Source organism: Metabacillus sp. 113a (assembly GCF_050107635.1).
Lineage (GTDB): Bacteria > Bacillota > Bacilli > Bacillales > Bacillaceae > Metabacillus_B.
Genome location: NZ_JBNILJ010000001.1, coordinates 803,525 through 816,188, shown reverse-complemented (window position 1 = coordinate 816,188; position 12,664 = coordinate 803,525). Strand labels below are relative to the sequence as shown.

At 45.0% G+C, this 12,664-nt stretch carries 12 protein-coding genes; all 12 read left to right on the top strand.

The annotated features are described in order from the left end of the window. The first annotated feature begins 74 nt into the window (after window positions 1-74). The 12 genes from mraY to spoIIGA all read left to right on the top strand — a co-directional run bounded on the left by mraY (window position 75) and on the right by spoIIGA (window position 12,654). Window positions 75-1,049, top strand: a complete 975-nt coding sequence (mraY, locus tag ACQCVE_RS04225; RefSeq protein ID WP_426844553.1) for a phospho-N-acetylmuramoyl-pentapeptide-transferase — start codon at window positions 75-77, stop codon at window positions 1,047-1,049. Continuing rightward, window positions 1,050-2,405, top strand: a complete 1,356-nt coding sequence (murD, locus tag ACQCVE_RS04220) for a UDP-N-acetylmuramoyl-L-alanine--D-glutamate ligase (RefSeq protein ID WP_426844552.1) — start codon at window positions 1,050-1,052, stop codon at window positions 2,403-2,405. Between the two features lie 62 nt (window positions 2,406-2,467). Continuing rightward, the gene (gene spoVE / locus ACQCVE_RS04215) at window positions 2,468-3,568 is read left to right on the top strand and encodes a stage V sporulation protein E (RefSeq protein ID WP_426844551.1); all 1,101 of its coding nucleotides are present in this window, start codon (window positions 2,468-2,470) and stop codon (window positions 3,566-3,568) included. Between the two features lie 296 nt (window positions 3,569-3,864). After that, on the top strand, window positions 3,865-4,965 hold the full coding sequence (gene murG, locus ACQCVE_RS04210; protein WP_426861729.1) for an undecaprenyldiphospho-muramoylpentapeptide beta-N-acetylglucosaminyltransferase: 1,101 nt from the start codon (window positions 3,865-3,867) through the stop codon (window positions 4,963-4,965). Window positions 4,966-4,988: 23 nt separating this feature from the next. After that, on the top strand, window positions 4,989-5,912 hold the full coding sequence (gene murB, locus ACQCVE_RS04205; RefSeq protein WP_426844549.1) for a UDP-N-acetylmuramate dehydrogenase: 924 nt from the start codon (window positions 4,989-4,991) through the stop codon (window positions 5,910-5,912). A gap of 279 nt (window positions 5,913-6,191) precedes the next feature. Then, window positions 6,192-7,007 carry a cell division protein FtsQ/DivIB gene (locus tag ACQCVE_RS04200; RefSeq protein WP_426861728.1) on the top strand — a complete coding sequence of 272 codons (816 nt, stop codon included), beginning with the start codon at window positions 6,192-6,194 and terminating at the stop codon, window positions 7,005-7,007. Next, window positions 6,991-7,695, top strand: a complete 705-nt coding sequence (locus tag ACQCVE_RS04195) for a DUF881 domain-containing protein (protein WP_426861727.1) — start codon at window positions 6,991-6,993, stop codon at window positions 7,693-7,695. Before ACQCVE_RS04200 ends, ACQCVE_RS04195 begins: the two co-directional genes overlap by 17 nt. Window positions 7,696-7,723: 28 nt before the next feature. Further along, window positions 7,724-8,449, top strand: coding sequence for a DUF881 domain-containing protein (locus tag ACQCVE_RS04190; RefSeq protein WP_426861726.1), 726 nt, complete (start codon window positions 7,724-7,726; stop codon window positions 8,447-8,449). Next, complete coding sequence (locus ACQCVE_RS04185) at window positions 8,449-8,814, top strand: small basic family protein (protein WP_426844545.1); 366 nt, start codon at window positions 8,449-8,451, stop codon at window positions 8,812-8,814. The genes ACQCVE_RS04190 and ACQCVE_RS04185 overlap by 1 nt, the downstream gene beginning before the upstream one ends. A gap of 201 nt (window positions 8,815-9,015) precedes the next feature. Beyond that, on the top strand, window positions 9,016-10,308 hold the full coding sequence (gene ftsA / locus ACQCVE_RS04180; protein WP_426861724.1) for a cell division protein FtsA: 1,293 nt from the start codon (window positions 9,016-9,018) through the stop codon (window positions 10,306-10,308). A 42-nt stretch (window positions 10,309-10,350) separates the two neighbouring features. After that, on the top strand, window positions 10,351-11,508 hold the full coding sequence (gene ftsZ / locus ACQCVE_RS04175; protein WP_426844543.1) for a cell division protein FtsZ: 1,158 nt from the start codon (window positions 10,351-10,353) through the stop codon (window positions 11,506-11,508). Between the two features lie 222 nt (window positions 11,509-11,730). Further along, window positions 11,731-12,654, top strand: a complete 924-nt coding sequence (gene spoIIGA, locus ACQCVE_RS04170) for a sigma-E processing peptidase SpoIIGA (RefSeq protein ID WP_426861722.1) — start codon at window positions 11,731-11,733, stop codon at window positions 12,652-12,654. Window positions 12,655-12,664 lie beyond the last annotated feature (10 nt).

The following is a 12,664-nucleotide window of genomic DNA, read 5'->3' as shown; positions in this document are numbered from 1 at the left end:
TAAACATAATAGAATATCCATTGCATATGATGTTCACGTAGAGACAAGGATGGAGCTTGAAGGAGGAAGGCGCAGTGCTTGAGCAAGTTATTTTATTTACCATTTTGATGGGGTTTTTAATTAGCGTTCTGCTTTCTCCTGTCTTTATCCCGTTTTTAAGAAGATTGAAATTTGGACAAAGCATTCGGGATGAAGGTCCGAAGTCCCATATGAAAAAATCAGGAACGCCTACTATGGGCGGTATCATGATTATTCTTTCTATTATTGTAACGACCCTCGTGATGACGGGGAAATTTGCTCAGCCAAGTGTAGAAATGTATTTGCTGCTTTTTGTTACATTTGGATACGGAGTGCTGGGATTCCTTGATGATTTTATAAAAGTTGTGATGAAGCGCAATCTGGGCCTGACTTCTAAGCAAAAACTTATCGGACAGATTATGATTGCAATCGTGTTTTACCTGGTTTTCAGACAATACAATTTTTCAACAGAAATCCGTGTGCCGGGCACAGAATTTGCGTTTGATCTCGGCTGGGCCTATGTGCTGCTGATTGTCTTTATGCTGGTTGGAGGATCCAATGCGGTCAATTTGACAGACGGTTTGGATGGATTGCTTTCCGGAACGGCTGCTATTGCGTTTGGAGCGTTTGCCATTCTTGCCTGGAATCAGAATCAGATTGATGTTGCCATTTTTTCTGTGGCAGTGGCCGGGGCTGTTCTTGGGTTTCTTGTGTTTAATGCCCATCCAGCCAAAGTATTTATGGGCGATACCGGATCGCTTGCCCTGGGAGGCGCGATCGTGACGGTGGCAATCTTGACAAAGCTTGAAATTCTGCTTGTCCTGATTGGAGGGATTTTCGTTTTGGAAACTCTGTCGGTCATCATTCAGGTCATTTCCTTTAAAACGACCGGTAAAAGAGTTTTTAAAATGAGTCCACTCCATCACCATTATGAGTTATCAGGCTGGTCAGAGTGGCGTGTTGTCGTTACATTCTGGACAGCCGGACTTATTTTTGCTGTTATCGGAATTTATATTGAGGTGTGGATGTAAGTGAAGACAATACAAACATTTGCAGGGAAACCTGTTCTCGTACTCGGGCTTGCCAAGAGCGGATTTGCAGCAGCAAAGCTCCTTCATAAGCTGGGTGCTGACGTGACGGTAAATGATATGAAACCCTATGAAGAGAATGAATCAGCGCAGATTCTTCATGATATGGGAATGAAAGTAATTTGCGGCAGTCATCCTCAAACACTGCTCGAGGATGAGAAGATTGAAATCGTTGTGAAAAACCCGGGTATTCCATATACCAATCCAGTGCTCGTTCAGGCTGCTGAAAAAAGGATTCCGATTATTACAGAGGTAGAACTCGCTTATCTTATATCTGAAGCAGATATCATTGGGATCACGGGTTCAAACGGGAAAACGACCACAACGACAATTGTGTATGAAATGCTGAAAAAAGGCGGCTTCAAGCCGCTCATCGCAGGCAACATTGGTACGGTAGCCTGTGAAGTAGCCGAACATGCTCAAAAGGAAGAGGTCATAGTAATGGAGCTCTCATCTTTTCAGCTCCAGGGCACCAACACCTTCAGGCCGGCTGCAGCTGTTATCCTAAACCTATTTGATGCCCATCTCGATTATCACGGGACAAGAGAAGCGTATGCAGATGCGAAAGGCAAAATCTATGAGAATTTGAATCCTGATCACCACGCGGTAATTAATGCAGACGATCAGGAGGTATGCAGACTCTCTGAAAATACGAGGGCCAAAAAAGTCTTTTTTTCTGTCAAACAGGAGCTTGAAGAAGGGGTCTTTATCCGCAATCAAGCGATTTGGTACGGGACGGAACGCCTCATTGATGTAAAGGACATTGTTCTTCCGGGGAAACACAACCTGGAAAACATACTGGCCGCAATCGCTCTTGTCAAAACGAGAGGATGCTCAAATGAGGCCATCATAAGCGTTCTTACATCATTTTCAGGAGTTGTGCACCGTCTTCAGCACGTGCGGACCATAAGGGAACGCAAGTTTTACAATGATTCAAAAGCAACCAATATTCTGGCCACCTCTAAAGCGCTTGATGCCTTTGAGCAGCCCGTTATTCTTCTTGCCGGAGGGCTGGACAGAGGAAATGAATTTGATGAATTAAAGCCTTCCATGAAGAATGTAAAAGCGCTGATCAGTTTTGGAGAAACCGCTCCAAAGCTTGAAAGAACAGCAAGAGAAGCCGGAATAGAAGTGATCAAACGTGTCGATAATGTGGAACAGGCAGCCGGCGCGGCTTACGGTCTTTCGAATGAAGGCGATATTATTCTGCTATCTCCCGCATGTGCAAGCTGGGATCAGTATAAGACATTTGAACAAAGAGGAGACATGTTTGCAAGTGCCGTGCATAAGCTAGATTGAGGGCTCGTACCGCGGCGTCTGCCGGGAGCCTGACCCTTTAGACGAAATAGAGGTGTATGGCTTTGACGGCGAAAAAAACGACTCCGGATTTTATTTTAATTATTGTCACGCTTCTGCTGCTGGCAGTGGGCCTTATAATGGTTTACAGCGCCAGTGCAATCTGGGCAGACTATAAATTTGATGATTCCTTTTTCTTTGCGAAAAGACAGCTGTTATTTGCCGGCATTGGAGTCATCGGCATGTTTTTTATTATGAACATAGATTACTGGACATGGAGAACGTGGGCTAAAGTTTTGATGCTGGCCTGTTTTGTTCTTCTGATAGCGGTACTGGTGCCGGGGATTGGGATGGAGCGCAACGGTTCCCGAAGCTGGATCGGTGTCGGGGCATTTTCCATTCAGCCATCGGAGTTTATGAAATTTGCCATGATTGCTTTTTTAGCTAAATACCTTTCTGAGCATCAAAAGAAGATTACATCGTTTAGAAAAGGCCTTGTTCCCTCACTGGGACTTGTTTTTATAGCTTTTGGAATGATTATGCTGCAGCCTGACCTTGGAACAGGTACAGTGATGGTTGGAACGTCTGTTGTGATGATTTTTACAGCAGGAGCAAGGATTCGGCATTTTGGCCTGCTAGGCTTGCTTGGTGTGGCTGGATTCGCTGCCCTCGTTTTATCTGCGCCCTATCGGATGAAGCGCATTACTTCATTCATGGATCCGTGGCAGGACCCGTTAGGAAGCGGATTTCAAATTATCCAGTCTTTGTATGCAATCGGGCCGGGCGGGTTATTCGGAATGGGATTGGGTCAAAGCAGGCAAAAGTTCTTTTATTTGCCGGAACCTCAAACTGACTTCATCTTCGCGATTCTTTCAGAAGAACTCGGATTTATCGGAGGGTCCCTTGTTTTGCTTCTGTTCTGCCTAATGCTTTGGAGGGGTATTCGAATAGCGCTTGGTGCACCGGATCTGTACGGAGCCTTTTTGGCAGTAGGGGTTATCGGAATGGTGGCCATTCAGGTTATGATCAACATCGGTGTCGTAACAGGCCTTATGCCGGTCACCGGTATCACCCTTCCTTTTCTCAGCTATGGCGGCTCATCCCTGACGTTAATGCTGATGGGAATAGGGGTATTGCTGAATATCAGCCGATATGCAAAATATTAAACAAACAGGCCATTTGTCGGATGAGGCTGACCCTGCTTAGGATGAAGACTCCGCAGAAGAGCTGTGCCTGAGCTTGCCGTGCCAGCCCATCCCATTTAAAAATGGATTTATTAAAGCATGGTGTTGATGTTTAAATCTGCTGAATGAATCGGAATGCGCGAGTCTTCGGGCTCAGAGCAGCGGGACAAGTGAGAGCCAGGAGTTGCTCAGCTGCTTCGGATAGGCAAACGGATGCTGCAGTCAACAGCCAAATTTACAAAAGCTTTTATAAAAAAGGGCATCGAGGAGGAAACGGAATGAAGATCGCTGTCAGCGGAGGCGGAACCGGAGGCCATATTTATCCGGCACTGGCATTAATCAAAGAGATGAAAAAGAAAAATCCCTCGGCGGAATTTTTATACATAGGAACAGAGAACGGCCTTGAAAAAGGAATTGTGGAAAGAGAAGGGATCCCTTTTAAAGCCATTGAGATTACAGGCTTCAAAAGGAAACTTTCATTGGATAACGCCAAGACCGTCATGAGGTTTTTAAAGGGAGTCCAGACCAGCAGGAAATATTTAAAAGAATTTAAGCCGGATGCTGTAATCGGAACAGGAGGGTACGTTTGCGGCCCTGTTGTATATGCAGCGGCAAAATTAAAGATTCCGTGCGTGATCCATGAGCAAAACAGTCTTCCGGGCCTGACTAACAAATTTTTAGCAAGATATGCAGATAAAGTTGCGATTTGCTTTGAAGAAGCGAGACGGTATTTTCCAGGCAATAAGGCAGTTATGACAGGGAATCCGCGTGCTTCTGAAGTCGCAGGGGTAAACGGGGAAAAAGGTAAATTGTCTGCAGGGTTAAAGCCCGGGAAAAAATCTGTCCTCGTTTTTGGCGGGAGCAGGGGAGCGAGGCCGATAAATAAGGCCATTCTAGAGGTTCTTCCGGATTTAGGTAAAAAAGATTACCAGATTCTTTACGTTACAGGTGAAGTTCATTATAATCAAGTCGCAGAAGAAGCAAAGACACTCGGATCTCCTGAAAATGTAATTATCAAGCCATTCATCCACAATATGCCGGAAGTGCTGGCCGGAACAGATTTGATCGTTGGAAGAGCAGGCGCTACATCCATAGCTGAAATCACAGCGCTGGGGCTTCCAAGCATTCTTATTCCAAGTCCGTATGTTACAGCGAACCATCAGGAAGTCAACGCGAGGTCTCTAAGTGATAAAGGTGCTGCTGTTTTGATGCTGGAAAAGGATTTAACAGGGAAATCGCTTCTCAGCGAAATAGACAGCATTATGAAGGATGAAGCAAAGCTAATGAATATGAGGACTGCTTCCTCTGAAATCGGGATGCCCGATGCAGCGGCCCGGCTCGCAGAGGTGCTGGAAGAAGTATCAGGCAGCAAAAATTAATGATTGTTTTACAGGAGGGCATAATGGAGAACGTCATCAGAGAGTTAGAAGAGGCAAAAGTTGGCAAAATACTGGTCAATGAACCATTATCCAAGCATACTACGATGAAAATAGGCGGACCGGCGGATTGTCTTGTACAGCCTGATGGGGTTGAGAGCATTGAAACCATCATCCAGATTGTTAAGAAATACAAGATCAAGTGGCGGGCAATCGGCAGAGGCTCCAATCTTCTCGTTTCAGATGAGGGAATTGAAGGAGTGGTAATCAAGCTTTCCGATGGCCTGGACCATATGGAGCTGGACGGTGACATACTGACGGTTGGCGGCGGTTATTCTGTGATTAAGCTTGCTACTATTATCAGCAAAAAAGGATTTTCAGGACTTGAATTTGCAAGCGGCATCCCCGGTTCTATAGGCGGGGCAGTCTACATGAATGCAGGAGCGCACGGCTCGGATATGAGCAAAATACTGCTCAAAGCCCGCATCTTGTTTGAAGACGGCACCATTGCCTGGCTTACAAAAGAAGACCTGCAGTTCTCCTACCGCACTTCAATTCTTCAAAATAAGCGACCCGGTATTTGCCTGGAAGCTGTCCTTCAATTGGAAGCTGGCGAAAAGGAATCCATTGTAAAAATCATGCAGAAAAATAAAGATTACCGGAGAGAAACCCAGCCCTGGAATTATCCATGTGCAGGGAGCATATTCAGGAACCCGCTGCCTGAATATGCAGGGGCACTGGTAGAAAAAGCAGGGCTGAAAGGTCATAGGATAGGCGGAGCGCAAGTCTCGGATATGCACGGAAACTTTATTGTGAATGCAGGCGGTGCAACGGCTGCAGATGTATTGAATCTGATTGCATTTATTAAAAAAACCATTTTTGAACAATATGGAGTGGAGCTTGAAACAGAAGTCGAAATTATCGGGCGGAAACCTGATAAAACAGCTTAATTAATCCGCCTATTGTGCTATAATGACTAATATAGGAAAAATGTAAAACGGCATCCTGGATGCCGTTTGTTTATATTATAAATTTTGAATTACAGTAGAAAACTATAGAATGAATGTCAGCGGAAAAGAAAAAGGAAGGCTCATGTCTGCGTACCGCTGCAGCGCCGCAAAACCCAAACACTGCTGCAGACCTATGCACCACGTCCGTTCTTTGCTGCAGATGGCGCTTAAAGCTTTATGCACTCCCTTCCGCTTTTGTTCAGAAAGGTGATTGGGAATTTGAATAATCGAATGGAACAGGAAAAAATTGTTTCGATCGAAGACCGCATCCCCAAATTGAAACAGCAGCGCAAGCAAAAAACCAATAAAAGGCTCATTATGTTTTTGTGCCTGTTTTTCATTTTGATTCTTCTTGTTATTTATTTTCAGTCTCCGCTCAGTAAAATAGCGGTCCTTGAAGTAACAGGAAATTCCCACTCAATTGAAAAGGAAATCCTGAAAGCCAGCGGAGTTGAGAAGGGGACAGGCTTCTGGAATCTTAATGAAGACAAGACAATAGCAAATGTAAAAAAACTAAAAGAAATAAAATCTGTACAAGTTTTAAAGACTTTCCCCAATAAAGTCACTCTTCAAGTCGAAGAGTATAGGCGGGTGGCTTATGCTGAAAAAAATGGAAGCTATCTGCCGATACTTGAAAACGGAGTGGTAATAAAATCGGACGCACAGTCGCTGCCTGCTGATGCTCCAATATTGATCAATTGGAACGACGCTGAACACCTTCAGGAAATGGCAACCGCTCTTCTGAAAATTCCGAAGCCGATCACCGCCTCCATTTCAGAGGTTTACCATACACCTGAGAAGAATGATTCCTGGCATATCACATTGTATATGAACGAAGGGTTTATCATCAGCGGCTCCGTGCGGAACATAGCAGAAAAGATTAAGGATTATCCTTCAATTGTGTCTCAGCTGAAGCCAGGTTCAAAAGGGATCATTCATATGGAAGTGGGCACGTATTTTGAATCCTTTGACAAGCCTGAAGAAAACAGCGGAAAAACAAAACAGGGAGAAGAGACAGATGAAGTTCAAGGGTAAGTATATTCTGCTCTCCATGGTTATGCTTGTCCTGGGATATTTGATTGCGTTCTCCTACCAGCTTACGAATGAAGGAAGCAAGGGAAGCATTTCAGCAGAAAAGTGGAATAAAGAATATGAATCAAGGCAGCTTCTCGTGGAACAGGAAGAAAAGAATCTTGAGCTTGGGGAAGAGCTGCATAAAAAACAGCAAAGCGTACAAAAGCTTGAAGAAAACCTAAAGAAAGACAAGCAGGCTTCAAGCGGCATGGTGGAAGAAATTGAAGAGCTTAGAATGTATGTCGGTGAAATTGGCGTGAAAGGGGAGGGGGTTCAGATTACCCTCGAAGACTCTTCTTACGTACCTGCCGATGAAAATGCCAATAATTATATTGTTCACGAAAGCCACATCTTTAAAGTAATCAATGAACTTTTAATTTCCGGTGCTTCTGCTGTCTCAATCAACGGGCAGCGAATTTCTGCAGACTCCTATATTTACTGCAACGGCCCGGTTGTGACAGTGGATGGAAATCAGTTCCCAGCTCCGTTCGTCATATCAGCGATAGGGGACCCGGATACGATGCTTGCTGCCTTTACTATTTCAGGCGGAATATCTGATCAGCTCGTCTACGACAATATCGTCGTAAAATCTGAAAAGAAAAGTGAGATTACAATGAAACCTATGCTTCAGGGTGAACGTGCATCCTGAGCGCTCATAGATGTAAGGAGTAAAGAATGTGTCAGGACAGAAAAAGATAGTGGGCTACACGCTGATCATGGGTCTCTTCGGTTTTATGCTGTCCGTTCAGTTTCTATCGATAAAGGAGCCGGTTATTCGAGACACAAGGGATCTATGGGAAATCAGGGAAGATTTAAAGGAAGAGCAGAAAAAACATACGGAGCTGGTGGCAGGTATAAGAAAATACGATGAGCTTTTAAGCACCTATGAATCAGGGGAAGAGGCGGCGGGTGAAGCTGCTTTGAAAAATACGCTGCAGGAGCTCAAAATCCAAGCCGGTTTAACCGAAGTAAAAGGAGAAGGGCTCGTGCTTCACCTGAAACCACTGTTTAATGAAGAGCTGATTGGGGAAAATACTCTATCTGTCTCACCGGACCTGCTGAGAAGACTGTTAAATGAACTGAATACGTACGATGCAAAGTATATTTCCATCAATGGCATAAGGGTTACCGGCACAACCGTGATCCGTGACATAAATGGAGTGACGAAAATGGACGGCTACTCATTAAATTCGCTTCCCATTGAAATCAGAATCATTGCGGAGGATGCAGAAAAGCTGTCTGACAGGGTTAAAGCATCCGGTACTCATGACTTGTTCGCCATCGATAATATTAAGCTTGAAGCAGAGGATCCCTCATCTGATATCGTGATTCCGGGAAGCGATAAGAAAATCCCCAGCGGCAAGCTTTCATATGATGAAGGCGTTAAAGGGGGAACTAACTAATGTGGCTGCCAGTGCTTGGGCTGATCCTCGGGATTGCTCTTGGTTTTACCACTGAAATTAAAATCCCTGCAGAGTACTCAAATTACCTGTCCATTGCGATCCTGGCTGCCTTGGATACCCTGCTTGGGGGAATACGCGCCCAGCTTCAAAACATATACGATGAGCTTGTGTTCGTGTCCGGATTCTTTTTTAACATTTTATTGGCAGCGGCTTTAGCTTTTCTGGGTGTACATCTTGGTGTAGACTTATATCTGGTGGCGGTCTTTGCCTTTGGTGTAAGGCTGTTTCAAAACATTGCGGTTATCAGGAGAATTCTGATTGCTAAATGGAGTGAAGCCAGGAAAAATGTAAAAAAAGTTGAGTAAACTAGAGGGAAAAATGCTTCTTTTGCCGAATAAATTCCTATAGCGGAATTTCTGGCCTAACCGAAAAGGAGCGATTCTGCTGTTTTTGGCATGAAAAGGCAGATTACACACGTAAATCGTGCCCTAATCCAAGATCCAGATTGTAATCCAGCTTATCAAATAATAGAATAGAAATGTAGAGAGAGAAGGAGGTGCCATAGAATGAACAACAGTGAAATCTTCGTGAGTCTCGACATCGGTACATCCAGTGTTAAAGTAATCATCGGAGAAATGGCCGATGATGCTCTTAACGTAATAGGTGTTGGGAACGTCAAGTCAGAAGGATTAAAAAAGGGTTCGATCGTAGATATAGACGAAACCGTTCATTCTATTAAGAAAGCCGTTGAACAAGCGGAGCGCATGGTAGGAATTCCACTTAAAAGAGTTGTAGTAGGAGTTGCCGGAAACCATGTACATCTTCAGGAATGTCATGGAGTGGTTGCGGTTTCCAGTGAAAACAGGGAAATCGCCAATGAAGATGTCCGCCGCGTTATAGAAGCGGCACAGGTTATGTCGATTCCTCCTGAAAGAGAAATTATTGATGTCATACCCCGTCAGTTTATTGTCGACGGTCTGGATGAAATAAATGATCCCCGCGGAATGCTTGGGGTAAGGCTTGAAATGGAAGGGACAATCATTACCGGTTCCAAAACAATCTTACATAATTTGCTTCGCTGTGTGGAACGTGCGGGGCTTGAAATTACAGACATTTGTCTCCAGCCGCTGGCTGCCGGTTCTGTAGCACTTTCCCGGGATGAGAAAAATCTCGGAGTTGCCATGATAGATATAGGCGGCGGCTCCACAACGATCGCTCTTTTTGAGCAGGGTCATCTCCGGTCATCTTCCGTCCTTCCAATAGGGGGAGAGCATCTTACTAAGGATTTGTCCATTGGCTTACGGACCGCTACTGAAGAGGCGGAGAGAATCAAGGTAAAGCATGGGCATGCATTTTATGATCATGCTTCACCGGACGAGGTTTTTGAAGTATCGATAATTGGTACGGATCAAAAACAGCAATTTAACCAGCTGGAAATCTCTGATATCATTGAAGCAAGACTCGAGGAGCTATTTGAAATGGTGCAGCATGAGCTTGCACGTCTCGGAGTCAGAGATCTGCCGGGCGGTTTCGTGCTTACCGGCGGCACAGTCAGCATGCCTGGAGTGCTTGAGCTTGCACAGGATATGCTACAGAGCAGTGTGAGAATTGCAAGCCCTGATTATATAGGGGTCAGAGAGCCGCGGTATATGACAGGTGTAGGGCTTATCCAATTTGCTTACAAAAATGCTAAAATTCAGGGAAGAAGAATTGGTTCCAACGTATCCCAGGAAGCTTACACTGAACAGGCGGCAGCTGTAAGAGAAGAACAGCCTCAGCGGACAAGCAAGCCTAAACAGCCAAATGAAGATAAGAAGCAAAGCAAAGTGAAAAAGTTTTTCGGCTACTTCTTTGATTAAAACGATCAACCAGAAGTGATTGATGGATTAGGAGGATTATGCATGTTGGAGTTTGAAACGAATATTGACGGTTTAGCAACAATAAAAGTAATAGGTGTAGGCGGAGGCGGGAACAACGCAGTAAACCGCATGATCGAGCATGGAGTTCAAGGGGTGGAATTCATTGCCGTCAACACGGATGCACAGGCACTGAATCTATCAAAAGCAGAAGTAAAAATGCAAATAGGCTCTAAGCTTACGAGAGGTCTTGGCGCAGGTGCCAACCCTGAAGTCGGGAAAAAGGCAGCGGAAGAAAGCAAAGAGCAGATTGAAGAAGCGCTTCGAGGCGCTGACATGGTATTTGTGACAGCCGGAATGGGCGGAGGAACAGGTACAGGTGCAGCCCCTGTCATAGCTCAAATTGCAAAAGATTTAGGTGCATTAACTGTTGGAGTTGTAACACGTCCGTTCACTTTTGAAGGAAGAAAGCGTGCGATGCAGGCTTCAGGCGGAATTTCATCTATGAAAGAATCCGTTGATACGCTGATTGTCATTCCAAATGACCGTCTTCTCGAAATTGTTGATAAAAATACACCGATGCTTGAAGCCTTCAGAGAGGCAGACAACGTACTGCGGCAGGGTGTACAGGGTATTTCGGATTTAATCGCAGTACCCGGTCTGATTAACCTTGACTTTGCTGATGTAAAAACCATCATGTCCAACCGTGGATCTGCCCTGATGGGAATTGGTGTTGCCACTGGAGAAAGCAGAGCGGCTGAAGCTGCTAAAAAAGCTATCTCAAGTCCGCTTCTTGAAACATCCATAGATGGAGCTCAAGGTGTCTTGATGAACATTACGGGCGGTGCCAACTTAAGTCTTTATGAAGTTCAGGAAGCCGCGGATATCGTTGCTTCTGCTTCCGATCAGGAAGTGAATATGATTTTCGGTTCTGTAATTAATGAAAACCTTAAGGATGAGATCGTAGTTACTGTCATTGCGACCGGCTTCAGCGAGCAGGAGATTAACCCTCCTAAACAGCCTCGCTTCGGAGGAACGGCTCAGCCTGCTCCTAACAAGCCTGCTATGCCTCAGAAACGCGAGCGTGATCGTGAGGTAAAGCGCGAGGAACCTGCACCATACAATGAAACTCCCCGCCAGCAGCAGCCGGACGATGCACTGGATATACCTACCTTCCTGCGCAACCGCAACAGAAGAAGATAAATAGAGTTTAAGCCTGGCACATCGATGATGCCAGGCTTTTTTTTATGCACCGGGTAAGAGAAACTCTCCGGATAGAAGGGGTTTTGTTCCGACAAAACCCCTGAAAAAAACACGGGTTTCCCCTTCATGAATTGACAGACTTTACAGGACGATCTCTATATACTTATGGCTATATCCTGCATATAAGACAATCATTAGCCTGTTAAGGAAGTAGGTTGAACATTGTCCGTTTATCTAGATGTCATATGGATGCTGAATTTTTTATTTGACTTGTTTTTGCTGCTGCTTACCTCAGTGTTTTTGAAAAGGCCGAAAGTGTGGTATCGGCTTTTGCTGGGAAGCTTGATTGGTTCATCGATCATCTTATTCATGTTTACCCCAGTGAGCCCGTTTTTCAGCAGCCCAGCAGGAAAAGTTCTCATTTCTGCTGCTATGGTCTATACAGCTTATGGTTTTGTCCGCATCAGCTATTTTCTGCAAAATATGCTTATGTTTTATTTTGTCACGTTTGCTATTGGTGGAGGCCTGATCGGGACGCACTATTTTCTTCAGCAGGACAGCTATCTCGCAAACGGTGTACTTGTTACACAGACGACAGGATTTGGAGACCCGGTATCCTGGATTTTGGTTATCTGCGGTTTCCCGCTGCTGTGGCTGTTTTCATCCGGACGCGGAAAGGATGTTCAGGTGAAAAAGCTTCAATATCATGAAATTGTGAATGTTACTGCGGTATTTGGCGACTCCGTTCTATCGATGAAAGGTTTAATTGACAGCGGGAACCAGCTGTTTGATCCCATCACCCGGACTCCTGTCATGATTGCAGATACGGCCCTGCTGAGAGATGAGATTCCGCTAGAGCTAGCAGATCATGTGATGTCCGGAAACATTCTTGAAAATCTGCCGGAGCTAGACGAGCACTGGGGTTTAAGAATGCGGATTATCCCCTACAGAGGCGTAGGGCAGCAAAATCAATTCTTAATCGGTCTGAAGCCGGATTCGATCACCATTCATACAGAAAAAGAAGAAATCAGCGTGAAAAAAGCCATTATCGGGCTGAGTTCATCCAAACTTTCGGCCGATGGGGACTTTAGCTGTATTGTTCATCCGCAAATGCTTCAGGGGGCAGCCTCGGCACATGTGTCCTAAATCAACCAGA

Bases quoted from the DNA above. Each gene is read 5' to 3' on its own strand.
- ACQCVE_RS04185 (WP_426844545.1), top strand. From the start codon at position 8,449: ATGTGGCTGCCAGTGCTTGGGCTGATCCTCGGGATTGCTCTTGGTTTT.
- murG (WP_426861729.1), top strand. From the start codon at position 3,865: ATGAAGATCGCTGTCAGCGGAGGCGGAACCGGAGGCCATATTTATCCG.
- ftsA (WP_426861724.1), top strand. From the start codon at position 9,016: ATGAACAACAGTGAAATCTTCGTGAGTCTCGACATCGGTACATCCAGT.
- ftsZ (WP_426844543.1), top strand. From the start codon at position 10,351: ATGTTGGAGTTTGAAACGAATATTGACGGTTTAGCAACAATAAAAGTA.
- ACQCVE_RS04195 (WP_426861727.1), top strand. From the start codon at position 6,991: ATGAAGTTCAAGGGTAAGTATATTCTGCTCTCCATGGTTATGCTTGTC.
- murB (WP_426844549.1), top strand. From the start codon at position 4,989: ATGGAGAACGTCATCAGAGAGTTAGAAGAGGCAAAAGTTGGCAAAATA.